The organism is Bartonella sp. AP65SXKL (assembly GCF_042195725.1).
Classification (GTDB): Bacteria; Pseudomonadota; Alphaproteobacteria; order Rhizobiales; family Rhizobiaceae; genus Bartonella.
On the sequence record NZ_JBHIOW010000016.1, the window covers coordinates 1 to 26,927 of the forward strand.

Consider the following 26,927-nt stretch of genomic DNA (forward strand, 5'->3'; position numbering starts at 1 on the left):
TCTTCCCATGATCAACGTGACCAATCGTACCAATATTAACATGCGGTTTTGTTCGTTCAAACTTGCTCTTCGCCATTTGAGCTCTCCATTTTCCGTCCAAGCCAAGGACTAAGTTAAAAATTAATTACCAACCTGAAATTACGCGTATTTCTTTTGAATCTCCAAAGCAACAGCTGAAGGCACAGGCTCGTAATGATCAAACTGCATTGTATACTGCGCACGCCCCTGACTCATAGAGCGAAGAGTATTCACATAACCAAACATATTTGCCAAAGGAACCATTGCATTCACAACCGTTGCAATGCCGCGCGCTTCAGTTCCTGAAATTTGCCCCCGACGAGAATTGAGATCACCAATAACATCACCAACATAATCATCTGGAGTAACAACTTCCACCTTCATGATCGGTTCAAGAAGCTGTGCACCAGCCTTCTTTGCCCCATCACGAAAAGCCGCACGAGCAGCAATCTCAAAAGCCAAAACCGAAGAATCAACATCGTGATAGCCACCATCAATGAGAGTCGCTTTTACACCAAGCATAGGAAAGCCCGCAAGAGGACCTGACCCCATAACACTCTCAATCCCTTTTTGGACACCGGGAATATATTCTTTAGGAACAGCACCACCAACAATCTTTGACTCAAAAATAAAGTCATCACCATCATGAGGCTCAAAAACAATTTTCACACGAGCAAATTGACCTGCACCACCCGATTGTTTCTTATGCGTATAATCAATTTCCGCCATTTTAGTAATTGACTCACGATAAGCAACTTGAGGCTGCCCAACATTTGCTTCAACCTTAAACTCACGCCGCATACGATCAACAATAATATCAAGATGAAGCTCACCCATTCCAGCTATAATAGTCTGACCAGATTCCTCATCCGATTTAACACGAAATGAAGGATCTTCGGCTGCTAGACGGTTAAGAGCAATACCCATTTTTTCTTGATCTGCTTTTGTCTTCGGTTCAATTGCAATCTCAATAACAGGCTCTGGAAATTCCATCCTCTCCAAAATAACAGGTTTCAAAGGATCACAAAGAGTATCCCCTGTTGTCGTCTCCTTAAGTCCTGCAAGAGCAACAATATCACCAGCAAATGCTTCTTCAATATCCTCACGAGAATTTGAATGCATTTGAAGCATACGCCCCAAACGCTCTTTTTTCTTTTTCACAGTATTCTCAAGAGAAATACCTTTCTGAACTTTACCTGAGTAAATACGACAGAACGTCAATGAACCAACAAAAGGATCATTCATAATTTTAAAAGCAAGCATAGATAACGGAGCATCATCAGAAGATTCGCGTGTCGTCTCAGCCTCAGTCTTTACATCAATACCCTTAATCGCCGGAATATCAATTGGAGAAGGAAGATAGGAAACAACAGCATCCAAAAGTGGCTGCACCCCCTTGTTTTTAAAAGCCGTACCACAAAGAACCGGATGAAACTGAACTTCTACTGTCCCCCTACGAATGAGAGAAACAAGCTGCTCGTTGGTTGGCATAACACCTTCCAAATAAGCCTCTGTCGCAGCTTCATCAACCTCCACAGCCATCTCAATCAATTTCTCGCGATATTCTTCAGCTTTCTCCTTTAAATCAGAGGGAATTTCACTTATCACTGCCGAGGCACCAATAGAACCATCCCACTTTAAAGCCTTCATTTCTACAAGATCAACAACACCTTCAAAGTCATTTTCAGCACCAATCGGCAACTGCAAAACAAGCGCTTTAGCACCTAACCGAGAACCAACCATCTCCACACTACGATAAAAATCAGCTCCTATTTTGTCCATTTTATTAACAAAAACCATACGAGGCACGCGATACTTCTCAGCTTGCCGCCAAACAGTTTCCGTCTGAGGCTCCACACCAGCATTTGCATCCAACAAGGCTATTGCACCATCAAGAACACGCAAAGAGCGCTCAACTTCAATCGTAAAATCAACGTGCCCTGGCGTATCAATAATATTAAAGCGACGCTTCCGACCGTCCTGCCCTTCCCAAAACGTCGTTGTCGCAGCAGACGTAATCGTAATACCGCGCTCCTGCTCCTGCTCCATCCAATCCATCGTAGAAGCACCATCATGGGTCTCGCCAATTTTATGATTCTTACCGGTATAGAACAGAATACGTTCAGTCATCGTAGTCTTACCAGCATCAATATGCGCCATAATACCAAAATTACGATAATCTTCAATTTTATATTCGCGAGCCATTATATTTGCCTTGTTTAAAACTTCTACCAGCGATAGTGAGAAAAAGCACGATTAGCTTCAGCCATACGATGAACATCTTCACGCTTTTTCACGGCAGAACCACGATTATTAGCCGCATCCATCAATTCACCAGATAAACGCTCAATCATCGTCGTTTCATTTCGACCACGTGCCGCCGCAATCAACCAACGAATAGCAAGAGCCTGACGACGATCAGGACGAACATCAATCGGAACTTGATAAGTAGCGCCACCAACACGGCGTGAACGAACCTCAATGTGAGGAGCAACATTCTCTAAAGCTCGATGAAATAGAGCCACAGGATCTGTTTTTACTCTTTTTTCTACAGAATCGAGCGCACCATAAACAATACGCTCTGCAACTGATTTTTTACCATCAAACATAATGGCATTCATAAATTTCATAATAACCAAATCACCAAATTTTGGATCTGGATTAATCTCACGCTTTTCTGCTCTATGACGACGGGACATTGGCTTTGTCTCTCAATATTATTTTGGACGCTTTGCGCCATACTTTGAACGACGCTGTTTACGATTCTTGACACCCTGCGTATCAAGCAAACCACGAATAATGTGATAACGAACTCCTGGCAAATCTTTCACACGACCACCACGAATCATTACAACAGAGTGCTCTTGAAGATTATGTCCCTCTCCAGGAATATAACCAATCACCTCGAATCCATTCGTCAAGCGAATTTTAGCAACTTTACGAAGAGCAGAATTAGGTTTCTTCGGTGTTGTCGTATAAACACGCGTACAAACACCACGCTTCTGCGGATTCGACTGCAGAGCAGGAACCTTATTACGTTTAACTGGCGCTACACGCGGCTTGCGAATCAACTGGTTTACGGTAGGCATGCAACCTTCCTCTTTTCGATCTACATTCGTCTCACCCAATCGGGCTTTTCTATTTTCATCTCTATCCACCCCAACAAAATCGGAGCAGATATCTAAGTCTACACACAAAATCGGGCACACCTGCAAAAAACAGTTTACCCGACCATAAGCAGAGAAGGCAATAGCCTTTTGCACTAGCATTTGCTTTTAATCTTCTTAACACCTGTGAATAATCCGGTTCATATCCAAAACACCTGATTACATTCACATCGGTTATGTCCATCTCTAATAGCGAGAACACGTACATTCGTCAAGAACTAAACAGCAGAAAGTTTTTAAAAATGAAAATAAATTAAATTTTAAAGCTTTAAATTTGCTTTTACCGCTACTCTTGATAAATCAATTTACCATAAGTAATATCCCCTATAAATAAAAAAGTAGCGATATGACTGTAGTAAAACATAGCAGTAAATTGAATTGCATATTTGATATCTAATGATGAGCACCATGAAAATAGCAACGTGGAATATTGCTGGAATAAAAGCGCGACATGAAACATTATGTCAATGGCTGCAGCAAAGCCAACCGGACATAGTCTGTTTACAGGAAATTAAAAGTATTGATGAAAATTTTCCACGCGATACAATTGAAAATTTAGGTTACCATATAGAAACACACGGACAAAAAAGTTTTAATGGCGTTGCGATTCTCTCTAAAAAAACACCAGATGAAGTGATCCGTCGATTACCAGGCAATGATAATGATAAACAAACACGTTACATTGAAGCTGTTTATTCAACAAACAAAGGTGTTGTTCGTGTTGCATCTCTCTATTTGCCAAATGGGAATCCTATTGAGAGTGAAAAATATTCCTATAAGATAGAATGGATGGAAAGATTATATACACATGCAAAATCATTGCTTGCGTATGAAGAACCTCTTATTCTAGCAGGTGATTATAATGTCATCCCCACTCCATTAGATGCAAAAAAACCTCAAGAATGGTATCAAGATGCCTTATTTCTTGGAGAAACAAGAAAAGCATTCCAACGTATTCTTCATTTAGGTTTTTATGATGCTATCCGGAATGTCACCGATACTCCCTCCTTCAGTTTTTGGGATTTTCAGGCAGGTGCTTGGCCTAAGAATAATGGGATTCGCATTGATCATTTATTATTATCACCAGAAGCTGTTGATCAATTAATTTGCGCTCATAGCCAAACAGAAGTAAGGGGATATCAAAAACCATCCGACCACGTTCCTGTTTGGATTCACCTTAATATCAATTAAGAAAGTAAAATCCTCATTTCATGAGACAACAAAAAAATTCCACTCAAAAATAATAACTATGCTACAGCATATAAACAGTATATCTTAAGCAAATAAAATAAAAATAAATGAATGGAGGACATAAATGAAGAAATCATTATTAATGCTTATTGCAGCAACGGCCATTGGATTCTCAAGTTTCGCGCATGCTGAACATGATACTCTTGAAAAAATAAAACGAACAGGGGAAATTACTTTAGGTGTCCGTGAATCATCTGGTTTAGCCTACGCCCTTGGTAATAATAAATATGTAGGTTTTCATACAGAAATGGCAGAACGGATCATTGATGATATCTCAAAAAAAATTGGTAAACCAATTAAAGTTCATTATCTTCCCATCACTTCTCAAAATAGAATTCCTCTCTTAAAAAATAAAACCTATGATTTTGAGTGCGGCTCAACAACACATGATATTGCCCGCAGTAAAGAAGCAGCATTTGCTTATACGACATACATTGAAGAGGTTCGGATTGCTGTAAAGAAAAACTCTAACATTAAATCTCTTGAGGATTTAAATGGAAAAACAGTTGCAACGACCACCGGTACAACATCTGTTCAACTTATTCGTAAAAATAAACGTGCAAAAAACATTCAGTTTAAAGTTTTAAAGGGGAAAGATCACGGAGATAGTTTTTTATTATTAGAATCTGGTAAGGCAGATGCTTTTGTCATGGACGCTTCAATTCTTGCTGGACATATTGCTAAATCAAAGAATCCATCTGATTATGTCATTCTTGATACTGTACTTTCAGTCGAACCTATTGCCTGTATGCTCAGATTAAATGACAAAAAATTTGAACAAACAATCAACGATAGTATCGTACGTCAGATTAAAGATGAATCACTGGAAAAGCTTTATAATAAGTGGTTTATGAAACCGATCCCACCTGCTAACACTGTTATGAACCTTCCCTTATCAAAACAAACAAGATATGCTTGGGATCACCCAAATAATAAGCCTCGAGAAAGCTACGCAGAAAAAGATTTATAGAGTTTAATAAAGAAGAACCACACTCTTTTGAAATTGAGTGTGGTTTATATTTTAATTCACTTTTTAATAAATCTGGACTATGTAGATGCGCGTGGTTTATTGTCCTATTTGTGAATGACTAATTTGAGGGAATATCAATTAATGGACTTTTCTTTCCTTTGTAGAGATGACCTTACTCAAACATTGGTAACAGGATGCTTGGGAACTCCCGGCGTAAGTCATACCTATTTAGATACACTTCTCGATGGCTTAAAAAATACAATTATATTGTCTATCACTTCACTTATATTAGCTGTATTGTGTGGTGTTATTATAGGAACAATGCGCACTTTACCCAAAACATCCATAATCAATTATATATTTCGCACTATCGGTACTATTTGGGTAGAGATTATGCGTAATATTCCCCTCCTTGTACAAGTGTTTTTGTGGTATTTTGTTGTTCCGAAGATTTATCCACCAGCGATGAAATTTTCCCCCATTCTCTTAATAACATGCGCATTGGGATTCTTTACATCTGCACGCATTGCTGAACAGGTTCGTTCAGGCATTGAAGCGATTCCTTCTGGACAACGCTATGCTGCTATGGCAATGGGATTTACAACTTATCAAAGTTATCGCTATATTATACTACCACGTGCTATACGTGCAATTATGCCACCTCTTACTTCAGAAGCAATGGGGATTGTGAAAAATTCATCTATAGCATTCGCCGTTTCAATAAATGAGCTCATGCAATTTCAATACCAAACAATTGAAGAAGTAAGCCATGTTTACGAAAATTATTTGCTTGTTACGATCCTTTATATTCTAATAGCCTTATTCGTATTCATTGTGATGACAGTCATTGAACAAATACTCAAAATTCCTAATTTTCAAACAAAGGGAAATTGAATATGGTGAATTTCATAAGCTCTCAGTTTGGACTTTATTTTCCTTTCAATTTTTCCGACTTTGATTTTTCCTTTTTTACCTTTGATGTATTTCGTTCTTACATTTTATCAGGTTTACTCTTTAGCGTTTTTCTAACTCTTTTTGCAACGGTATTGGGGTTTGTTTTCGGCACACTTTTAGCAATGATGCGCCTTTCTTCCATAAAACTTCTTTCTTGGTTTGCAATCAGTTACATAACAGCTATGCGTTCAATACCACTTGTGATGGTTATCTTATGGTTTTTCGTGCTTCTGCCTTTTTTAACTGGTATATCCATTGGTGCAAATAAATCAGCACTCATTACCTTTACCGCATTTGAAACGGCTTATTTTGCTGAGATTATGCGTGCTGGAATCAATTCAGTTCCGCAAGGACAAAAATATGCAGGACAAGCTCTTGGAATGACATATTGGCAAAGTATGTACATTGTCATTCTTCCTCAAGCCTTTAGAGATATGCTTCCAGTCTTTTTAACACAAGTTATTATCCTTTTTCAGGATACAACCCTTGTTTATGCCATCAGTGGTCATAGCCTTTTGAATGGTTTTGATATTGCTGCTAATAATTTTGGTGTAAAGCAAGAAGCTTATATCTTAGCAGCTATTTTCTATTTTGTTATCTGTTTTACACTGTCACAAATAGTTTTGTATTTACAAAAAAAAGTATCCATTATTCGCTAACAGGAAAAAAAATGTCTACTCATATGATCGAAATAAAAAATGTTTCTAATTGGTATGGCGAAATTAAAGTCCTTAAAAACTGTACAACCAACATTAATAAAGGAGAAGTCGTTGTCGTTTGTGGTCCATCAGGCTCAGGAAAGTCAACACTCATTAAAACTATTAACGCTCTCGTCCCTTTTCAAAAAGGTGAAATTTGGATTAATGGAATACCAGTTCATTCAAAAAAAACGAATCTGCCTAAATTGCGAAGTCAGGTAGGAATGGTGTTTCAACACTTCGAGCTTTTCCCCCATTTATCTGTCACAGAAAATTTGACAATTGCACAAATCAAAGTCCTAAAACGAAGCAAAAAAGAAGCACTTGAACGTGGATTGTTATATCTTGAACGCGTTGGACTCATTGAACACAAAGATAAATATCCTGGTCAACTTTCTGGAGGGCAACAACAACGTGTTGCTATTGCACGTGCCTTAACTATGGATCCACTTGTCATGCTTTTTGATGAACCAACATCTGCTCTAGATCCTGAAATGGTAGGTGAAGTACTCGATGTCATGATTAGCTTAGCAGAAGAAGGTATGACGATGATTTGTGTAACCCATGAAATGGGATTTGCACAAAAAGTATCGGAGCGTGTTATTTTCATAGATCAAGGAACAATTCTTGAAGACTGCTCATCTAAAGAGTTCTTTTCTGATCCGCAAGCAAGAAAACCGAGAACGCAAGAATTTTTGTCTAAAATCCTAAGTCATTAGCCGTTAGATTATCAAAAAAAGCTATCTTTACTATGAACTTGTATACAAGAAAACAGAGTTTAATATAAGATGAGAGAATGTAAAAATATTACAATCAGATGTTTAAAAACTGTTATTCTTTAAAATCTCAACAACCAGTGAAATTGCTGTACGTCTCTCAGATTCATTACAAAGAGCAAAAGCCTCTTCTTGCAAAGGGTGAATCCAATTTTCGTCTTTTACGTTAGCTTTTTATAGGCAGCAGTTAACATTGCTGCCCCACGGACAATTTTTCCTTCTTTAAGCAGTATATTTCCAAGCATTGCTTGGGCAGAAGGATTTTCTTTTTTTGCTGAAAGTTGAAACCATCGTGCTGCTTGTATAAGATTTTTCTCCCTTCCCTCTCCCTTTAAAAATATTTTTCCTAAATGATACTGAGCTTTAGGATTTCCATAGTTTACCGCAGCCTGCATATAAAGATGAGAAGCATAAGAAGGATCAGGTTTCACAGGTGATTGAGGAATACCTTTTTTTATATATCCGGCAAGTTTAATCAATGCATCAGAAACATAACTTTCATCCTCTGAACCAAGATCAGCACCTTTTTCAACAATATATGCAAAAAAATTATATGCCTTATAATCATTTTTAGGGACACCATCACCGTTTGCATAGATAGAGCCAAGTTTCCAATTCGCACCAATATAGCCTCTCTTAGCAGCACAACGTAATGCTGCAATAGCCTGAGTTATATGCCCATTTTTATAAACAGACATGCCACGTTTTAAAAAATAAAACGAACCATCATTCGCTTCTTGCAAGCTATTGACATCTATTACATAAACAGTCGAAAAGAATCCCTCTAAAATCACAACAATCGTGACTTTTTTCCATATCTGAAACCTATTAACCATTCCCCCTACCTCAATTTTAATGATTATATCTGTTACAAATTTCTTTGTAGATATTTAAACTCTTTTTCTTAGTAAGAAGCATACGCAATTTTAAAGTAAAAATTTTAAAAGAAAAAACAAATAGATAAAAACCATCCAATAGGATTTATCGATCTTAAAATTTTATACGTATGAGCAAAAATCGTTCAATAGAATAACGTGCATTAAACAGCAACTTGAGAACGAAGAGAATACATGATGAATGGTAAACGTTTGAGTATAAAAAACAATACGAAAGATGGATAAATATAATGATGATAGTTAACTTATAACTTCACGACTGCCTTACCACCTTAAAGATGAAGTTTTTTGCCTCCGTCAATCTATAAACAATACAGCTTTTTGTTTAACGGATTGCACCTAACATCATTTCACATGGGGTTACTTCATACTTTACACACAAGTTTTACCTCAGAATACTCACCACTACATACAAAAAATACCACATATGTAATTTTACATGCCTTATATTGCTACTCTAAATGATGATATTTTACAGAAATAAAACAAGATATTGATTTTAATGATACTTTACCATTTTGCATGTTGAATGAGGACCTCGAATATCGTAAGATTCTCTCATTCCAAACTTGTTCCATGTTAAATCAATCAAAACCATCCGCTTGCACATTACAAGTAGAGAGAGCTATGTGGATAAAAACTCTGTGTAAGAAAGAACTAAAAATGCCTCTTACGAACGGTTTGAGCTAAGGGTTGTCCGGATATTGGACAGAATGGTGCCCCCAGCGCTTGTTACTTCACAAGCATAAAGAAGGGAAGCTCAATAGATTTACCGTTATACCATTCATGATCTACGTCGTGGAATAAGCTTGGATGCCTTAAAAGATGTCTCTTTAATGATAAACATAAAACAATGGATTTCAGTAGAGATTTTATGATCGTTCATGAAAAACTAACAAAAGAAAAAGTTTCCTTTTAAAGAAGATCTATACTAGCCCTACTGGTATGCAATTATCTATCAAAAAAATAAAAAGTTGAAATCAATCTAACCGCTCTAAAGCAACAAATATTTTTTTCTGCGCTGCACGCAGTTCTACAACCCTATTCCGCTCACGCTCAACAATTTCTGCTTTTGCATTTGCTATAAATTGGGGGTTGTTTAACTTAAGCGATATTTTTTCAATATCTTGTTCAATTTTACTGACATCCTTCCTCAAACGAACACGTTCAGCCTCCAAATCAATCAACTGTCCTAATGGTAAACAAAAAACAGCCTCTCCCAAAATCATTTGTGCTGATACTTCCGGAACTTTATCAGAGAAATCAATAACTTCAATACGCGCTAATTTTTTAAGAAGTGCATCATAACGCTTCACACGCTCTCGCGTTACTTCCCCTCCTTCGACAACAACAAGAGGTGCTTGTGTAGCCACTGGAATATTCATTTCAAAACGTACAGACCGAATCCCTGTGACGACATCAATAAGCCAATTAATATCATCAGCAGCTTCTTCATCTATCAATGTTTCCTCTGGCCATTTTGTCAATGCGAGCATATCCTCACGCTTGATGGCTTGCGTTTCTGTAAGAGACCACAACTCTTCCGTCATATAAGGCATAAAAGGATGAAGAAGTTTATAAACTTCATCTAAAACCCAAGCAGTACAAGCTTGAGCCTCATTTTTAGCATCTTCATTTTCCCCCTGAAAAATAGGTTTGAGAAGCTCCAAATACCAATCACATAATGTATTCCAAATGAAACGGTAAAGAGTGGCAGCAGACTCATTAAATTTATAGTGTTCAATACCAGTCGTAACTGCTGAAATTGTTTTAGATAACTCTGTTAAAATCCAACGATTAAGCGCCAATTTTGCTTGTTCTGGTTTAAAAGCTGGATCATGCTTCACACCATTCATCTGTGCAAATCGGGTAGCATTCCACAATTTCGTAGCAAAATTACGATAACCAGCAATACGGGAAACATCAAGTTTTACATCACGACCTTGTGCTGCCATAATAGCTAAAGTAAATCGAAGTGCATCAGCACTATATTGATCAATAAGCTCTAAGGGATCAATAATATTTCCCTTTGATTTTGACATCTTTGCGCCCTTTTGATCCCGCACAAGAGCATGCACATAAACCGTTGGGAAAGGAACGTCACCTATAAAGTGAAGTCCCATCATCATCATACGAGCAACCCAGAAAAAAATAATATCAAATCCTGTCACAGATAAAGATGTTGGGTAAAAAGTAGATAATTCAGTCGTTTTATTTGGCCATCCTAATGTTGAAAAAGGCCAAAGAGCTGATGAAAACCACGTATCTAAAACATCCGGATCACGGATTAAGTCAACAACCTCACCATAATGAGCAAAAGCTGAATCTAAAGCCTCTTTTTCACTTTTTTCAACAAAAACCGTTCCATCAGGACCATACCAAGCAGGAATCTGATGTCCCCACCATAATTGGCGAGAAATGCACCAAGGTTGAATATTTTCCATCCAATTGAAGTACGTCTTTTTCCAGTTATCGGGAACGAACTGCGTTTTGCCTTGTTGAACAGCCTCTATCGCTGGCTTTGCTAATTCAGCAGCATGAACATACCATTGATCTGTCAAAAAAGGCTCAATAGGGACACCACTGCGATCTCCATGAGGAACCATATGGGTATGATCATCAACAGAAGCTAAATATCCCTGTTCTTCCATCAAAGAAACAATCTTCTGGCGAGCAACAAAACGATCAGATTTATCGAGATTTTCTACTAACATTTTTAATTCATCTGATAAAATCAAACCATCGAAAAATGCTTCATTTTCACGAAGAAAAATCTCGGCTTGCTGGGTAAAAATATTGATCAAGCGTAAATGATTACGCTGTCCTACTTCAAAGTCATTAAAGTCATGAGCTGGTGTGATTTTTACAGCACCACTTCCAGCCTCAGGATCAGCATGGCTATCACCAACAATTAATAACTTACGACCAACAAGCGGCAAAAGAGCATTTTTACCGATAAGATGTTTATAACGCTCATCTTCAGGATTAACAGCAATTCCTGTATCACCAAGCATTGTTTCTGGTCGTGTTGTCGCCACTGTTATAAAAGTTGTAGCATCATTTGGATCAAAAGTTTTACCTTCAAGTGGATATCTAAAGTGCCACAAATGTCCTTGAACTTCTTTTTGCTCAACTTCAAGATCTGAAATAGCTGTCAACAATTTAGGATCCCAATTGACGAGGCGCTTATCCCTATATATCAACCCTTGCTTATAAAGCGTGACAAAGACTTCACGAACCGCCTGCGACAACCCCTCATCCATTGTAAACCGCTCACGCGACCAATCACATGAAACCCCAAGGCGACGCAACTGGTTTGCAATAACGCCTCCAGTTTCATAACGCCATTCCCAAATACGCTCAATAAACTTTTCTCTCCCCATTTCTTGACGCGTTGGCTCTTGACGTTCTGCAAGTTGACGTTCCACAACCATTTGCGTAGCAATCCCAGCATGATCCATACCAGGCTGCCACAACACATTTTTGCCACGCATCCGCTGAAATCTAACTATTATATCTTGAATTGTCGTATTGAGCGCATGCCCCATATGAAGTGAGCCTGTAACATTAGGAGGTGGAAGCATAACGCAAAAAGGTTCTGCATCGCTTTTAGAACCAGCTCCCGCTTTAAAAGCCCCACGAGTCTCCCATCTCTTTGCAACCCGTTGCTCTATAGAGGAAGCATCATAGTTTTTTTCTAACATTCTATCCATCCATAACGCCGCTGAAAAACACAATATATGATCAAAACCTGATCAGAATCTCGTGAATCTCAGCCATTCACTAGAGAGCTCGCAAAATCGCAAACAAAATCCCCATAAAATGAAAAACATAAAAATAATTAAGACGATTTTTTAATCGCCTTCACAATCTCTTCACGCAAAATATCTTCCAGCAAAATAGGCAATTTAGACTGTAACCATTCTGCTATAGCCGGACGCAACACATCCTTTGCAATCTTTTCTGCAGAAGAAATACAATATGCAGACAATTCCACATGACCATCCCTTCCAGCGTCTGACTGTGATTTCCTTATCTCATCTTCATATTCTTTTGCTTTATAAACAGAATTCCGTTCTTCAGAAGAAAGCTTCATCTTTTGCATATCCATACCAACTGTATTATTTTCTGCCTCTATATCCTCTTTCTCTTGCGTTATCTTCCCCCCTTGATTTTCAGAAGAAAGACCAATACGATCAGCTAAAGCTTTCATAGCATCATCAACCGATAAGGCTGTATCATAAATACTCTCTGATGCAACTTCTGAAGCATTCACTGCAACATCTTCATTTAAAAAGTGATCAGATTGAACCGCATTTTCTTCGATTATTTCACGAATAGATGTTAAAATTTCATCCATACTTGGCTCACGTAACACGCTTGAACTCTGTACCATACTTTACAACCTCTCAAAGACGCAACAACAAATAGAATCATATTTTCAGTGTATGCAAAAGAATTATAAGATCAACATGCCTCCCACGATATTTTCAAATATGCTTGTCATAAAGAGGGCGCTACACACAGTTTTCTACACTTTATAAAAATAACATCTCGCCGCAATATTTTTTAACATATTCAACTGTTGATTTACTAATCTTTTAAAAACTAAACTAATTTAAGATTAAAGAGATATTTTTATACATTATCGGATATATTTAATTGTTTTTAAACCTAAATAACTTGCAGTCAATTTACCAATAGAAGATTGAACACTATAGCTCGCCACAACAGCATTACGCTCCGCCATTGCAAGCGCAATCTGAGCATTAATCAATAGAGTACGAGAATTTAAAACATCCAGCGTCGTTGCTTGCCCTACGCGATTTTCTTGAACACGACCTTTCAGAGCAATTTCAGCAGCACGAACACTTTCACGGTAAGCAATAACAGATGAGCGTGCACCCTCCAACTGAAACCAAGCAGAAGTCAGTGCTTGCCTCGTATTACTATGCGCCAAATCGAGTTGAAGCTGCGCCTGTCCAAGCTGTTCCCTTGATTGGCGAATTTGCGCAGACGTACGCCCTCCTTCAAAGATTGGGACACTTACTGACAATCCTACAGATTTAGAAACGCCATCTTCTCCAACCCCGCTGTAGATTCGATTATAAGATGCTGTTGCAGAAAAATCAACTTTAGGGAGCAATGCCCCTTCTTTCGCCTTTACATTATAAACACTCGCATCAACTAAATATTTAGCATAAAGGATTGCTGGATGCATCACAACGCTCATTTGGTAAGCCATATCAAGGTTGACGGGAAAATCATTGGCTAGAGGTGGGCGTTTTAACTTTTCAGGATCAGAACCAATAACTTGTCGATACACTGCCTCTGCTGCTTTTACATCAGCACGAGCAAGACTCAGCTCTGAAACCGCCACGGAACGTGCAGCTTGAGCTTGAGCAAGATCAACATGCCCTCCTTCACCCACATCAAATTTTGCTTTATTGGAACGAACGTGTTCCTCAAGAGCTGCCAAATTTTCTCTCCGAAGATCGGCAACACGACGTGCGTGATAGACATTAGCATAAGCGGTCACCACCTCTAGAAACGTATTTTGTTCAACATTACGAAGATATTCACGCTGAGCCTGCAACTTAACTTGAGCTGAAGAAAAGATATTTTGCGTGATAAAACCATCAAATAATCTTTGATTTAATCTCACTCCTATAGATCCAGAAGTGACATAAGGACCTGTAAAAGACTTATTCCGCCCATAGTTCCCAACCCCCTCAACTTGTGGCAATAACCCTGATCGCGCAATGACAACATCATCACTGGATATACGCACAGCTGCACGTTCACTATTCAACTTAGCATTATATTTATAAGCCTTAGAAAAGGCATCCATCAATGTTTCAGCACAAACAGTCTCTGATAGTAAAACACTCAACACCAGTAATAAACACGCCTGAAACTTCTTGTTTATTCTAAACATAATACACACAATAACAAACCCCAAATAAATTACAAAATTATCTTTTATTCACAAAACAAACAAGCACTAAAACACAAAACCAGGTGTTTTGAAAAAACAAGGAAGAGGCTTTACAGCGAGATTAAAAGCACGACGAGCCGAGATGATCCCATCTTCTTTTATATAGATTTGTGCAACAGCAGCATTTCCATACCCTTCAACCACAACAAGACGTCCACAGTCTTTCATTTGATCAAAGATACCCTGAGGAATAAAATCAACAGATCCCTCAATGAAAATCACATCATAAGGTCCCTCAACAGCATATCCTTGCTCTAATGGACCATGAACGACAACCACATTATCACATTGATTACGTTCTAAAGCTTCAAGAGCACGTTCAAAGAGAGATTTATTACTTTCCAGCGCAATCACAGACCCTGCAAGTTTTGCAAGCAACGCTGCACAATAACCACTATTTGCACCAATATCTAAAACAACATCTGATGATTTTAAAGCGGCAAGCTGTAGTAATTTCGCTAGAGATGCAGGTTTCATCAAATAGCGTGCAGGAACCCCATCTTGCTCTGGACATAGAACAATATCGGTATCAAGATAACTTAACACTTTCATATCTTCCGATACAAAATCTTCACGAGACACCGTTAAAAAGGCTTCAAGAACTGATAAATCCGTTACATCGACTGTACGAATTTGATTGTCAACCATTTTGCGACGAAGCTCAGCAAAATCTGCAACCATAACGAATATTTTCTCCTAACCTACAAAAAACAAACCAAACAGCGACAATAAGGGATAAAGATCTCTTAAACTATGGGCATTACAAAAAAGGATGCTACAGTCAACAATTAGATTTTAACTGTATAATCTCTCATACAAAAGTGTCTTCACAAGAATAGAGGGAAATAATCTATTTTCCTATACCTCATCTCCCTTAAAAGCCGTTTCGTTTAAAATCGGCTGGAGGCCTCGCCCGGAATCGAACCGGGATACAAGGATTTGCAGTCCTCTGCGTAACCATTCCGCCACGAGGCCTCGTCAACAAACATAAAGGTTTCAATAAGGGAAGGCAACGCATCCGTCAAGGTGTAGAAATCTTCTCTCGCCTTTTTTCCTCTTATTACACAATTTATCATATTTTTTTAAAAAAAGTAATTTTATCCTTTGCAAATCAGTATTGCTTTGCTATAGCCTTTTCAATTAAATGATTGGGCACCGTTCCCCGGTAGCTCAGCGGTAGAGCAACCGGCTGTTAACCGGTTGGTCGCTGGTTCGAATCCGGCCCGGGGAGCCACTTTTCTTTTATTCTACGTAATTTGTTGTTTTTTCTAAAGTTTTTAGACATGAGGGATTCGTTAATAAAAGTAATGGAATAGGATTTTTGCAATAAAGTAGAAACGCAATATCCTACCGGATGTATTTTTTGCAATGAACGCAAAAAGCGATTGATTCATTTTAAATACTTTTTTCAAACTACCGCGCCTTTATAAGAGGACACAGCAATTATTTGCACATTATAAATTACGATTTCTTTCATCAGAGATGAGTTATTAAGCTCCATCAGCAATGAATCGGTCTCATATATTTTTTTCCAAAGAAAGAATGATTTCTACTTAATAAAGGAGTTAAACTTAAAAACCTGCTCATTAAGCAATCATTTTGAAAAATGGAAGAAACAATAATCAAGGTCATATATTATCTCCATACACCCCACATAACCCCCTCCCCATCCTAAAAGCAAAAAACATAAAACAAGTCTGTAAACGCTCCGACGTCTTATCTAACAGGTTATTCCTCCTGCTAACCACTTCAACGCTTTACAAACAACCTTGCCTTGTTCACCACACTGTCATAAAACATTTAATACATAAAATCTTATAGGCTTTATATCCCCCAAATAATAGTTTTACAGTAAAAACCAAGATAACGAGCTAAATTGTTAAGAATCCTGAGAAAGCCTTCAGAAATCATGACATTCTCGCTATTGTATTATGCAGTCACATGCTTTTTTAAAGAGATATCTCTTAAATACCCCAACACTCTTTCACAATGACACCCCCGTAAATGGTATAAAATGAAATCGATTGATCAGCCCCATCTTTATTTATAATAAAAGCCATACCATCGTACTATTTTCCAACTCTCAATCTCAGCAATCCCCCATTGCCTTGGAAAGAGTTTATAAAAATTATTTTATTTATTTTTCAAATGATTATCTATATGACAACTTCACACATCACGTGCAAGCGAATACTTTTGATTGATCCGCATAAATAACTTAAAAATGAAAAAAATACGATATAATGAATTATTCAATATATAAAACAATGAGTTATTATTAGACATCAATTTTAAAATTAAAAGTTATCATTAAAGATAAAACACATCCTTTATAAAAATAGTTTTATATAAATAAAATCTACTTTTATTCCCATTTAAAAAAAATAGGAATAAAGCAAATAAATAATTGCCTCTACAATAAAGATTTTTAATAAATCCAAAAAGTTAGAAGTTTTCATTTCTAAAAAATGAAAACCTCTAAAGGATCTTCTTACTTTGACAAGAGTATTTTATAGCTCTTTTCAATTGAGAATAAATCAACAAAAGTAAAAAATCTCCAGTACATGATCTTTTTTCAAGACTTTATCTAAGCAGCCCTCTTAACTGATTTTCGAAAACGAAGAGGCTTTGCACGCTTTACTACTGCTTTTGCTTTTTTATGCCTCTCATTTTGAGGTGAAGAATTCTTTCGTTGCAACTGTGCAGCATCATCTTTTCGACTTACAAACTGTTTTTGACGTTTAGATTTTTTAAAACGGCGTTCCTTATCATTTGCTTTTTCTCTACTTTCTCGCACAATTGGCTTTTCTGGAAACGCTGCAAATTGTTCTGGAACAGACTCAGCCACCAATTTCATACGAATCAAGCGCTCTATAGCACGCAAGCGGGACCTTTCTATCTTCTCATCAAAAAGCGTAAGTGCTACACCAGATGCGCCATTACGTCCTGTACGACCAATACGATGTACATAACTTTCAGCTTCATCTGGTAAGTCGTAATTAATAACGTGACTTATCCCTGGTATATCAATACCGCGTGCAGCAATATCTGTTGCAACAAGAATCTGTACCGATCTTTCACGAAAAGCTTTTAAAGCAGACTGGCGAGCACCTTGTGATTTATTTCCATGAATTGTTGCGACTAAATATCCTATCTTTTCTAAACTACGTGTGACAGCATCTGCCCCATGTTTAGTTCGAGTAAAAACAATAACCGAATCAAAAGCTGGATTTGTCAAAAGTTTACTTAAAACATTCTTTTTTTCATTCGTAGGAACACAATATAATTTTTGGCAAATCTCTACAGCCGTAGTACCTTGAGGAACAACTTCAATTTTAACCGGATCATTGAGTAAACATTTTGCAAGCACAGCAATTTCCCTCGGCATTGTTGCAGAAAAGAGTGCTGTCTGACGCTCTTGATGCAAAAGCTTTGCAATTTGCTTAACATCATGAATAAACCCCATATCCAACATACGATCTGCTTCATCCAAAATCAAAAAACGAGATTGGGAAAGATCAACACACTTTTCACGAACAAGATCTCTCAAACGCCCTGGAGTCGCTATCAAAACATCCACACCTGCTTCCATACGTTTAATTTGTTTTAAACGTGATACGCCCCCAAAAATAAGACATGTTGAAAGATGTGCTCCTTTCGCCACAGTACGGATCGTTTCATCAATCTGAACAGCAAGTTCACGCGTTGGAGCTAAAATCAAAGCGCGTGCAGTTTTAGGACAGCGTTTATCACCCAAAGCCAAAATCTGACTTAAAATAGGTAAACCAAATGCCAAGGTTTTTCCAGAGCCTGTCTGAGCAACACCTAAAATATCGTGTCCTTTCAACATCACTGGAATAGCTTGTTCTTGTATAGGTTTAGGTTTACTCATCCCAGCAATGAGTAAATTTTTAATCAAAAGAGTAGGCAAACCTAACTTTGTAAAAACATTTTCTTCTTTTATAGGCAAAATAAAATCTTTCCTTAACTGAAGAACTCAAAAGAAGTAACCATCTGAACTCTCCACTCAAGAATCCGCGCAAGAGAAATCCCTGACATTTTAAATGAAGCAACGCCTAAAAAGCGGCTTGCGCAACTCATGAACACCTTGAAATCAAGATAAAGGCGTATAAACCTCACTTTACAAAAAGCCAACAAACCAGCCTAAATGCCTTCATCTCTATTATCTTTGGATTATGATAAAAAAGCAAGAACTTTACGAAATACATTTATCATGAATAAAAACAATATTTAGATCGTTTACTTTTTGATGATTGTGTCCATCGGTAAATGTACCTTGATAAAATCAGGATAAATCTCGAGAAAAACTGGATTTTGTAAAGTTTTTTGACCGCCATAAATTAAATACCATTGGTTTTTATCAAAAATCGCCAAAGTTTTATATTGAATGATGCGATCTTTCATCTCAAGAACTGTTGGAATTAAAGCATACAAAGTACCGTTATCAGTTTGTAAATACTCTATATTTTCTTTATCTAAATAATAAGCACCAGAAGGCAACCCCTCAAATTTCTTATGCAACTGTTGAAGAAAATCACTACGTAAAGCACTCTCTGTTGTATTCAATCGATGTGCCATCTCTTTATAAAGCCGCTCAGGCATATAACGAGAAATAGGCATAAAATCCCCATTTTTTATAGCATTATTGACATCAACAACGACTCTTGAAAGTTCATCTTTTTGTACTATTGTTGGCTGAGATGCTAAACTCTGTTGATTAACAATCAAAAAGAAAAATAGACTCAGCACCGAATAAAAAATAGGTTTCATCATTATACTTCTTGTTTTAGTAAAATTTCAGTTTCTCAAATAACAAAATCAAATAACGTTTGATCATCAGTAATATCACGATAACGCCAACCTAACGCTTGAAATTTTTCCTCTAAAAGACAAAAATTACCGTATTTTTTTGTTTCAATCGCAACCAATACAGAACCAAAGTTTCTCGCTGACTTTTTAAGATATTCAAAACGTACGATATCATCATCTGGTGATAATGTGGAAAGAAAATGACGCAATGCACCAGGATGTTGCGGAAAACTAAAAATAAAATATTTTCTCAACCCTTGGAAACGTAAAGAACGCTCTTTAATTTCTGGCAAACGCTCAAAATCAAAATTACCTCCTGAAATAACGAGAAGAATTTTTTTCCCCTTTAACTCTTGAGGAGGAATACTGTTAAGCGCATCAATCGATAAAGCACCAGCCGGTTCCAGAACCACACCTTCAACATTAAGCATTTCAACCATCGTAGAACAAACGCGGTTTTCAGGAACCGTAATGACAGAATCAGGGGGAAATTGCTTTAGAATTGTATAGTTTAGAGCACCAATTTCAGCCACAGCAGCACCATCTACAAAAGTGTCAATGCTTTCAAGCTTGACGCGTTTTCCACTCTCCAAACAAGCAAGCAAACTTGCAGCTCTTTGCGGCTCAACAAAACGAAGCTTTGTTTTCCAACCATATTCATGTAAAAACTTGCTCACTCCACTTGCCAAACCACCCCCCCCTACCGGCACAATCATCAAATCTGGCTCACTTTCTCCATTGAGTTTTTTCCATTGTAAAGCAGCTTCACAAAGCACTGTTGCCTGCCCTGTAATAATGCGAATATCATCGAAAGGTGGAGCCATTACACCACCGCTCTCTACGACAAAGGATTGCGCAGCTTCATAACATTGATCAAATGTTTCACCAACCAAACGAATATCAATGAATTCTTTACCAAAAATACGTGTTTTTTCAATTTTTTGTTGTGGCGTTGTCATAGGCATGAAAATCACGCCTTTACGTTTAAAATAACGACAAACAAAAGAAACCCCTTGCGCGTGATTCCCCGCTGAAGCACAAACAAATGCAGAATCTGGTGATATACAGCTAAGCATTTCTGAAACAAAATTGAAAGCACCACGAATCTTATAAGACCGCACCGGTGTTAAATCTTCACGCTTTAAATAAATTTCTGCATCATACTTTTGACTAAGAAAATCATTTCTTTGAAGTGGTGTTTCAGCAAACACGTGATGCAATCCCACCATAGCTTTTGTGACGTCTTGAATAAATTGACTCATAACACTAATCATTTCATACTTTATTTACATTATAAAAGCTTTTTCTATCGATAAAGGAAACTATTGTCAGTCAAAATTTCACTAAAAAATGAAAAATGTTTCTTTTGTCATTAATTCTTGATTCAATAAAAGATATAGCTTATGAGAGAACTCACATCGCGGACGTGATGAAAACGGTAAACATAGCAGACTTAAAATCTGCCGGTCGAAGACCTTGCGGGTTCAAGTCCCGCCGTCCGCACCACGATATGTGGATTTCCCCTTATTTTTCAGTAATTTATTAGAAATTAGAAAAAATTAAACCACCTTCTAAACCACCTTTTAAAACCCTATCATAACGCTATCAGATGGTATTGAGATAGTACTAAAATACGAATCATTGCTGCTTTTTTGAGGCATATTTTGGAACTAAATCACCATACCATGTTTTGCTTCGACTCCCCAATTCCCCTCCCCGCCATAAAAGACGAGGAGATAGAATCAATTTTCCAAACTAAGCAGCTTTCGTAACAGACCTTGCTAAAACCCGCTTAGCTTCTTTAATGAGAGCTTTATATTTTCTATTCTCTTCATCGACTCTAAAAGCATCAACAAAACGCACATGGATAGGACCTAAAAGATACAAAGCTTTTTCACCAGCACTCATACCCTCCCAATGGCTTGGTAAATCAAAGCGTGTATCATTATCATAATCAACAGATTGGCTTTTTAACTTTTTCTCACACTCAATAAAGTAACGACGAGCTTGTCTGCCTTTCTCATTGCGTTCAACCATGGAAAGCTCTTTTGCCATGTCTAGAGTGAGGTGATATTCGATACTTGGACGACCACCTTTAGGTTTCGGTAAATTTTTACCGAAACTCATAACACCTTGATTTTCTTGATGGGCATTAGGTTTTACTAAATTTTTAGTAAAACTCACAAAGTCCTTATTTTCTAGGAAACCGTATTCTTTAATACGATTAATAATCCAATCGTTAAAACGAGATGTGACCTTCAAAAACGTATGCAACTCACGTGCATTTACTGTTTGAACTATTTCTTGATCAATTGTTTGTTCCGTAATTTTTATAAGAATGTTCATAATGAACTCCTATCGATTAGAGGTTTCTTATTGACATTCCAGAGGAATGCCGGGCGCTAAGAAACACGGTCGATAGTCCGTCGCTATGCTTTCCCCATAAGGGTATTGTATGGCATAGCTACACCCGACAAAACCTTTATATGCTACACGCATACAACGAGTCAAAGTCTTTAAGGCGCGGAGAAAAGATTGTTTCGGCAATCTATCCGCTATCGATTCAAGATGTTTCTTAGGCACCTGATTCGACAATAGACACATTGTTATAATCCTGTCAAGTCGCTCCTGTTATAAATGCAGCCCACTGTTCCAAGAGAGCATGGCGTTGTTCCAAAAAATCTGTTCGCATATAAGCTATTACTATCCCATACAGCATTTTGATTGTTGATGATCAATTGCAAAACGGAGTGTTGATATTGAGAAGTTTTATTATACCGTCGTTTTTACAAAACGAGCTGTTTAAGCGTCTCTCAACACTTCTTTGAGTCTTGATAGAACTATTAAGAGAATATACCGGAATCCTATCATCTTTACAATTTTCACACCATTTCCCATCTTTAATTTTATAGTGAAATCCTGATTGGATCATACAAGCATGAATCATCGACCATTCATGAATGCCTAATTTGCTATTGTCTATACCGCTACTATAAGGAGATAGCGCACCACACTCTAATAGTGCTTTTCCTACCTCAGTAGAGTTTACACCTGGCTTTTCCCATATAACAAAGGATGTTGAAGGAGGCTTTGAGTTACATCCAGCCATATTTAATAAAGCTATGCAGCTTAATAATTTTAAAGTTTGTTTCATTTTTCCCCTTTTTTAATAGATTTATTGACTATGAGAAGGCTTTAAAGCCTGTTGATGTTTCTTATCTCCATTTTTCAAATTTGTCACTGAACTTCCAGCAAATAGAACACCCTTTTTTCAAAAGGGTGAGATTTCAAATCCAACCCTTCCAAATTCTTGAAAGTCTTCAATATTTTGATGTACAAGCTTTATAACTGTAGCGTGGCTATTCCCCACACCCTCTGTAATTTTTAAAGAGATCTTAACGGCAATACCATCATTACCGATTGTCACTAAATTATTCATGATCAAGCTATTATCAATAATTTTCTGTCATTTTTGTTAACCTGTCTCTACGAGCAGTTCGTTACTTTGGACTTCTTCAAGACAATTCTACAGAATCTCTTTCAGTTTTTTTAGCTTCAATATAACGATCAATTTCAACAAGATCCCATTTTAGGTATCGTCCTTCTTGTATAGGCTTAGGAAAAGCTCCGATTTTTACAAGCTCTCTAATATATGTCATTGACATTCCGAGATAAATTGAGAGATCTTGTATATTGACAAGCCGTTGCAAACGCATCGACAGTAAAGCTTGTTCGAATAAGCTTACTTTTTCTATTGAGGCAGTTAATTTTTCTTCGTTCATTTAAAACTTTCCTTATTATCTAAGTGTTGAGAATAATTATAAATAGGCGGGGGTGCTGGGAGGAGAGAGCACCCCCATAACGTCAAGCGGCTTTTGTCAAAATCTTTTGCATCTCTTGTTCTATTTCTGCTAAAAAAGCTTCGACCGCTTGATTAATCTGTTCAATGTGTTCTTCATCACGGTGAATGCGTTTGATTTTCATGCGTAAGTATGTTGATTGCCTCGTAAAACGTGGGTCATAACTGATAAAATCACACCATTTTCGTCCCGTACAAGCCATTTGGAATTGTATTTGCGCGCTATATTCAGGCTTTATAGTGTCATCTATAAAGAAGCGTAAATGGTTTGGTGATTGTGGACATTTGACTTCAACTAAACCGTCATCACCAACAAACCCATCAGGACTAGCACCAGCCATTTTGATTGTGGGGTGTTGTATGAAACCACACTCTATGATCTCTGTATCATAAATAAATGCATATTCTTTCAAGGCATCTTCTTCATGTTCAATGCCCCATTGCATAGCCGGCGTTGGATAAGATTGGCTTACTTCACCAGTTAAACGTTCTGTTATAAGTTTGATTTTGTAGTCTTCATATTTGTTTGTCGGCATTCCCTTTGCTGTTTTACTCAGTAGGTTGTAAACGTTTGAAGCGGTGACTTTTCCCAAGCGGGCCTGAAACCATTGTGCTGTTCTTTGTTCCATTTCACACCGCCGTTTGTTGTTGAGTTGGTGCATATTCAATATCTTGTATAGGTGCATCTAATTGCTCTTGTTGTGCTTTATTCATTTGCTTTCGCTGCTTTTTTTTCAAAGCAAACAAAGCGGTTTGTGCTTGTTTAAAAGACATATCTTTTAGATTTTTTACTCCTATGAAAGAGAGAAGCCTACTTTCTTCAGATTGTGTTTTTTTAATTAATTCTTTGATTTCATTCATCTGTTCAGAAGAGATACCCGCAAGAAGTGTTATTCCATCTGTATCGTCTTCTTTTCTTGCAACATTAAGAAGCATGCCTAAGAGATATCTACGTGCGTAGCTTATAGTAGAACCAACCGCTTGTGTGTTATTTTTGCTTCCCGTAGCATCGATGGGAAATGTTCCTTGTGTTGATATTTCATTGCCCGATATATGCTTTAAAGTCATTTCTACAGTTATGTCATTTGAACTCTGGTCTTTGATACGAGAGAACAAGGCAAAGTGATGTTTTGCAAGAGGTTCTTTAATAGCATCAATATATTTATCAAGCGTTGTATAGAGGCTTTTAGTATGTGTATTAATGGCATTTTGTTCGATATTTTTATATTCCACTTGTATAGTAGAAAGATCACGGACAAAGTTTTGACACTCTTGTCGTTCTATCTCCTTTTCTCGCAATTCAAGAAGACGCTTGAGACGATCCATATCGACATCATTTTCTAAAGCTCTTTCTAAAATAAGCTCCATAGCTGTAGGTTTGATTTCACAATCGTTCGTTTTTTCCACTAATTCCGTTTGTGTGGTACTTAGTTCACTCATCTTGATTTCCTCCTATTTGAGCGCAATTCACCCGTGGCGTGAATCACGCATGTGTTAAAAGTTGGTTTGGTTGTTAGAGTTTGGATTTTATAGGCTGCATTATGTCTTCAGAAATTATGGTATCTACATAAGGCTCGTCTTTATACCCAGAGATAGTGATACAAAGTTCACCTAGATTGTGAGTATTTCTCAAAACTAACTGTGCACACAAGGTAGGTTTAATTCCATATTTATACATGATTTATTTTTTCTCGTTTGTTGTGATACGGCTTTCTCCGCAGATCTCTGAATCTCCGTAAATTTTTGCGTCGCCATAAACTCTTGCATTGGGATAAACAATTGCATTTCCGTAAATCTGTGCGTTTTCAAAAATGCGACCACCACCATATACTCGGGCGTTATTATAAATTTTTGCATTGTCATAAATTTTTGAACCCCAAGTAACACAAGCATTATCATAGACCCAGCAATTGCCATCATGAGAGAGATTGCTTTCATTTTCTATAAAGCCCCCAAGGTCCCCAGCCTTAACATCATCAAAATCTCTTAAAGCACGAATGCGGTACAATGTATGGCAACTTACAATATCGGTGGTTTCATTAGTCAATTCGTATTTTTTCACCATGCTTTTTCTCCAGTGGACATGACGTTATCGCCATCAATATCCGCATCACGATAAATTTTTGCGTCGCCATAAATACGTGCATTACCGGAAACTGTTGCCATTCCATAAACTTCGGCAAAACCGTAAACATGTGCATTATGTTTAATTCGTGCACTACCATAAACTTCAGCATCATCATAAACTTGAGCATTATCGTAAACGCAAGCACAAGATAAGACGAATGCATTACCACCTACCCAGCAATTACCATGATGCGATAGGTTGTTTTCATGTTCTATAAAGCCGCCTAAATTACCTTTTTTAATAACTCCAAAGTCTCTTAAAGCGCGGATACGGTGAAGAGTTACCCCTTTAAACTCAGCTTTCTCATCAGTAAGTTCGTACTTCTTTTCCATTAGTTTGCTCCAGTGGATATTCTGCTATTGCTGCCAATCCAATCTTCACAACGTAAATCCGCATCACCGTAAATTTTTACATTTCCGTAAATGTGTGTATTACCGCCAACTTTTGCATTTCCATAAACGCTTGCCTTATCGTAAACATATGCTTCATAATAAACATGAGAATTGCCATAAACATGTGCATGATCAAAAACTTTAGCGTCACCGTAAACGTATGCATCACCGTAAATTTCTGCATAATTGTAAACTTTTGCTTCATCAGAAACGAGTGCATCTCCATAAACCCGCGCATCACCATAAACATAGGCATAACCGGAAATATGTGCATTTTGATAAACACGAGCATTATCATAAACCCTAGCATAATCTCCAACCCAACAATCGCCCCCATGACTAAGATTGCCTTCCTTTTCAATAAAACCGCCAAGGTCACCTTTTTTGACATTTCCAAAATCTTTTAATGCACGTATGCGGTAAAGCGTGCGTCCGCCAACTTCATCCATTTCATCAGTCAATTCGTATTTTTTTTCCATGATTTATCCCCCCTACCTTAAAATAGCGTCACTTCCATAAAATGCTGTATCGCCGGCTACTATGGCATTACCACGAACTTTTGCGTTATTATAAACTTCGGCATCATCATAAACCTTCGCATTTTCAGAGATATATGCATTTTGATAAATACAAGCATTGCCTCCAACCCAGCAATTATCATCATGGCTAAGATTCCATTCACTCTCGACAAAGCCTCCAAGGTCGCCTTCTTTGACATCATCAAAATCTTTTAAGGCGCGTATGCGATAAAGCGTTATTCCATCAATTTTGATTGTTTCATCAGTGAGTTTATATTTCTTTTTTATCATGATAACCTCCTCTTAATGCATGCTTTGTCTTTTAAGCTCTTGAGACAGCACACCAATTCCTTTTGCTGTGACTTTTGCGCAAGGAATGACCTTTTCTATTCCATTTGCGGTTTGAAGTGTGATAGTTGGACAATCCATAAGTTTCTTTTGGATTTTGTCTTGATAAGGAAGCAAATTTCCA

Annotated in this window: 26 protein-coding genes, 3 tRNA genes and 3 pseudogenes; 7 read left to right on the top strand and 25 right to left on the bottom strand. The window is 37.4% G+C overall.

The genetic code is table 11. The features are described from left to right. From ACFIMP_RS08115 to rpsL, 4 genes and pseudogenes are all read right to left on the bottom strand, one after another. Nucleotides 1-76 (bottom strand): annotated as a pseudogene (locus ACFIMP_RS08115) (GTP-binding protein); the annotation flags it as partial. A gap of 62 nt (nt 77-138) precedes the next feature. Beyond that, complete coding sequence (gene fusA, locus ACFIMP_RS08120; RefSeq protein ID WP_375607436.1) at nt 139-2,223, bottom strand: elongation factor G; 2,085 nt, start codon at nt 2,221-2,223, stop codon at nt 139-141. A gap of 23 nt (nt 2,224-2,246) precedes the next feature. Continuing rightward, a complete protein-coding gene (gene rpsG / locus ACFIMP_RS08125; protein ID WP_015856589.1) occupies nt 2,247-2,717 on the bottom strand; it encodes a 30S ribosomal protein S7 in 471 nt (156 codons plus the stop codon). 18 nt (nt 2,718-2,735) lie between these two features. Continuing rightward, entirely contained in the window at nt 2,736-3,107 is a 372-nt protein-coding gene (rpsL, locus tag ACFIMP_RS08130; protein ID WP_005773262.1) for a 30S ribosomal protein S12, read from the bottom strand. 486 nt (nt 3,108-3,593) lie between these two features. On the opposite strand from rpsL, the gene xth reads away from it, so the two are divergent. From xth to ACFIMP_RS08155, 5 genes are all read left to right on the top strand, one after another. Next, nucleotides 3,594-4,376: an exodeoxyribonuclease III gene (xth, locus tag ACFIMP_RS08135; protein WP_375668574.1), complete on the top strand. Its 783-nt coding sequence runs from the start codon at nt 3,594-3,596 to the stop codon at nt 4,374-4,376. 124 nt (nt 4,377-4,500) lie between these two features. Next, nucleotides 4,501-5,406, top strand: a complete 906-nt coding sequence (locus tag ACFIMP_RS08140; RefSeq protein ID WP_375612441.1) for a transporter substrate-binding domain-containing protein — start codon at nt 4,501-4,503, stop codon at nt 5,404-5,406. Between the two features lie 141 nt (nt 5,407-5,547). After that, on the top strand, nt 5,548-6,300 hold the full coding sequence (locus ACFIMP_RS08145; protein WP_375612442.1) for an amino acid ABC transporter permease: 753 nt from the start codon (nt 5,548-5,550) through the stop codon (nt 6,298-6,300). 2 nt (nt 6,301-6,302) lie between these two features. Continuing rightward, complete coding sequence (locus ACFIMP_RS08150; protein ID WP_375612443.1) at nt 6,303-7,019, top strand: amino acid ABC transporter permease; 717 nt, start codon at nt 6,303-6,305, stop codon at nt 7,017-7,019. A gap of 11 nt (nt 7,020-7,030) precedes the next feature. Next, a complete protein-coding gene (locus ACFIMP_RS08155; protein ID WP_273791447.1) occupies nt 7,031-7,777 on the top strand; it encodes an amino acid ABC transporter ATP-binding protein in 747 nt (248 codons plus the stop codon). 102 nt (nt 7,778-7,879) lie between these two features. On the opposite strand, the pseudogene ACFIMP_RS08160 reads toward ACFIMP_RS08155, so the two are convergent. The 6 genes and pseudogenes from ACFIMP_RS08160 to ACFIMP_RS08185 form a co-directional block, all read right to left on the bottom strand. Then, nucleotides 7,880-8,670, bottom strand: a pseudogene (locus ACFIMP_RS08160) (tetratricopeptide repeat protein). Between the two features lie 1,040 nt (nt 8,671-9,710). Further along, nucleotides 9,711-12,434 carry a valine--tRNA ligase gene (locus ACFIMP_RS08165; protein ID WP_375672127.1) on the bottom strand — a complete coding sequence of 908 codons (2,724 nt, stop codon included), beginning with the start codon at nt 12,432-12,434 and terminating at the stop codon, nt 9,711-9,713. Between the two features lie 137 nt (nt 12,435-12,571). Continuing rightward, nucleotides 12,572-13,126 carry a DUF2497 domain-containing protein gene (locus ACFIMP_RS08170; RefSeq protein WP_273791444.1) on the bottom strand — a complete coding sequence of 185 codons (555 nt, stop codon included), beginning with the start codon at nt 13,124-13,126 and terminating at the stop codon, nt 12,572-12,574. 249 nt (nt 13,127-13,375) lie between these two features. Further along, complete coding sequence (locus ACFIMP_RS08175) at nt 13,376-14,668, bottom strand: TolC family outer membrane protein (protein WP_375686236.1); 1,293 nt, start codon at nt 14,666-14,668, stop codon at nt 13,376-13,378. 66 nt (nt 14,669-14,734) lie between these two features. After that, nucleotides 14,735-15,409, bottom strand: a complete 675-nt coding sequence (locus ACFIMP_RS08180; protein ID WP_273791442.1) for a protein-L-isoaspartate O-methyltransferase family protein — start codon at nt 15,407-15,409, stop codon at nt 14,735-14,737. Between the two features lie 220 nt (nt 15,410-15,629). Next, nucleotides 15,630-15,703 (bottom strand) — tRNA-Cys (locus tag ACFIMP_RS08185). A 184-nt stretch (nt 15,704-15,887) separates the two neighbouring features. Here ACFIMP_RS08185 and ACFIMP_RS08190 point away from each other — a divergent pair. Beyond that, nucleotides 15,888-15,962: transfer RNA gene (locus ACFIMP_RS08190), tRNA-Asn, on the top strand. Nucleotides 15,963-17,315: 1,353 nt separating this feature from the next. On the opposite strand, the gene ACFIMP_RS08195 is transcribed toward ACFIMP_RS08190, so the two are convergent. The 3 genes from ACFIMP_RS08195 to ilvA all read right to left on the bottom strand — a co-directional run bounded on the left by ACFIMP_RS08195 (nt 17,316) and on the right by ilvA (nt 20,832). Further along, complete coding sequence (locus tag ACFIMP_RS08195) at nt 17,316-18,698, bottom strand: DEAD/DEAH box helicase (RefSeq protein ID WP_375613723.1); 1,383 nt, start codon at nt 18,696-18,698, stop codon at nt 17,316-17,318. A 290-nt stretch (nt 18,699-18,988) separates the two neighbouring features. Then, on the bottom strand, nt 18,989-19,519 hold the full coding sequence (locus ACFIMP_RS08200; RefSeq protein WP_375607472.1) for a hypothetical protein: 531 nt from the start codon (nt 19,517-19,519) through the stop codon (nt 18,989-18,991). Between the two features lie 35 nt (nt 19,520-19,554). Continuing rightward, nucleotides 19,555-20,832 (bottom strand): threonine ammonia-lyase IlvA, encoded by a 1,278-nt coding sequence (gene ilvA, locus ACFIMP_RS08205; protein WP_375612449.1) that lies wholly within the window; start codon nt 20,830-20,832, stop codon nt 19,555-19,557. 146 nt (nt 20,833-20,978) lie between these two features. On the opposite strand from ilvA, the gene ACFIMP_RS08210 reads away from it, so the two are divergent. Then, a tRNA-Leu gene (locus ACFIMP_RS08210) sits at nt 20,979-21,064 on the top strand. A gap of 249 nt (nt 21,065-21,313) precedes the next feature. Here the strand turns inward: ACFIMP_RS08210 and ACFIMP_RS08215 are convergent. From ACFIMP_RS08215 to ACFIMP_RS08270, 12 genes and pseudogenes are all read right to left on the bottom strand, one after another. Further along, nucleotides 21,314-21,904 (bottom strand): antA/AntB antirepressor family protein, encoded by a 591-nt coding sequence (locus tag ACFIMP_RS08215; protein WP_375686237.1) that lies wholly within the window; start codon nt 21,902-21,904, stop codon nt 21,314-21,316. A 271-nt stretch (nt 21,905-22,175) separates the two neighbouring features. Further along, nucleotides 22,176-22,256, bottom strand: a pseudogene (locus ACFIMP_RS08220) (tyrosine-type recombinase/integrase); the annotation flags it as partial. 36 nt (nt 22,257-22,292) lie between these two features. Next, nucleotides 22,293-22,712 (bottom strand): hypothetical protein, encoded by a 420-nt coding sequence (locus ACFIMP_RS08225; protein ID WP_375607459.1) that lies wholly within the window; start codon nt 22,710-22,712, stop codon nt 22,293-22,295. 117 nt (nt 22,713-22,829) lie between these two features. Beyond that, the gene (locus ACFIMP_RS08230) at nt 22,830-22,997 is read right to left on the bottom strand and encodes a hypothetical protein (protein ID WP_167309078.1); all 168 of its coding nucleotides are present in this window, start codon (nt 22,995-22,997) and stop codon (nt 22,830-22,832) included. Between the two features lie 76 nt (nt 22,998-23,073). After that, a complete protein-coding gene (locus tag ACFIMP_RS08235; RefSeq protein WP_019221612.1) occupies nt 23,074-23,340 on the bottom strand; it encodes a helix-turn-helix transcriptional regulator in 267 nt (88 codons plus the stop codon). An 82-nt stretch (nt 23,341-23,422) separates the two neighbouring features. After that, nucleotides 23,423-24,046, bottom strand: a complete 624-nt coding sequence (locus ACFIMP_RS08240) for a lambda exonuclease family protein (RefSeq protein ID WP_273790348.1) — start codon at nt 24,044-24,046, stop codon at nt 23,423-23,425. Nucleotide 24,047: 1 nt separating this feature from the next. Continuing rightward, nucleotides 24,048-24,857 carry an ERF family protein gene (locus tag ACFIMP_RS08245; protein WP_375630319.1) on the bottom strand — a complete coding sequence of 270 codons (810 nt, stop codon included), beginning with the start codon at nt 24,855-24,857 and terminating at the stop codon, nt 24,048-24,050. 241 nt (nt 24,858-25,098) lie between these two features. Continuing rightward, nucleotides 25,099-25,482: a hypothetical protein gene (locus ACFIMP_RS08250; protein ID WP_273790346.1), complete on the bottom strand. Its 384-nt coding sequence runs from the start codon at nt 25,480-25,482 to the stop codon at nt 25,099-25,101. Further along, a complete protein-coding gene (locus ACFIMP_RS08255; RefSeq protein ID WP_375613985.1) occupies nt 25,476-25,877 on the bottom strand; it encodes a hypothetical protein in 402 nt (133 codons plus the stop codon). Before ACFIMP_RS08255 ends, ACFIMP_RS08250 begins: the two co-directional genes overlap by 7 nt. Further along, nucleotides 25,877-26,416 (bottom strand): hypothetical protein, encoded by a 540-nt coding sequence (locus tag ACFIMP_RS08260; RefSeq protein ID WP_375613984.1) that lies wholly within the window; start codon nt 26,414-26,416, stop codon nt 25,877-25,879. Before ACFIMP_RS08260 ends, ACFIMP_RS08255 begins: the two co-directional genes overlap by 1 nt. Before the next feature lie 12 nt (nt 26,417-26,428). Then, nucleotides 26,429-26,746, bottom strand: coding sequence for a hypothetical protein (locus ACFIMP_RS08265; protein ID WP_375607465.1), 318 nt, complete (start codon nt 26,744-26,746; stop codon nt 26,429-26,431). 12 nt (nt 26,747-26,758) lie between these two features. Next, nucleotides 26,759-26,927 (bottom strand): phage antirepressor KilAC domain-containing protein (locus ACFIMP_RS08270; RefSeq protein WP_375686238.1); only part of this gene is annotated, 169 nt, incomplete at its 5' end.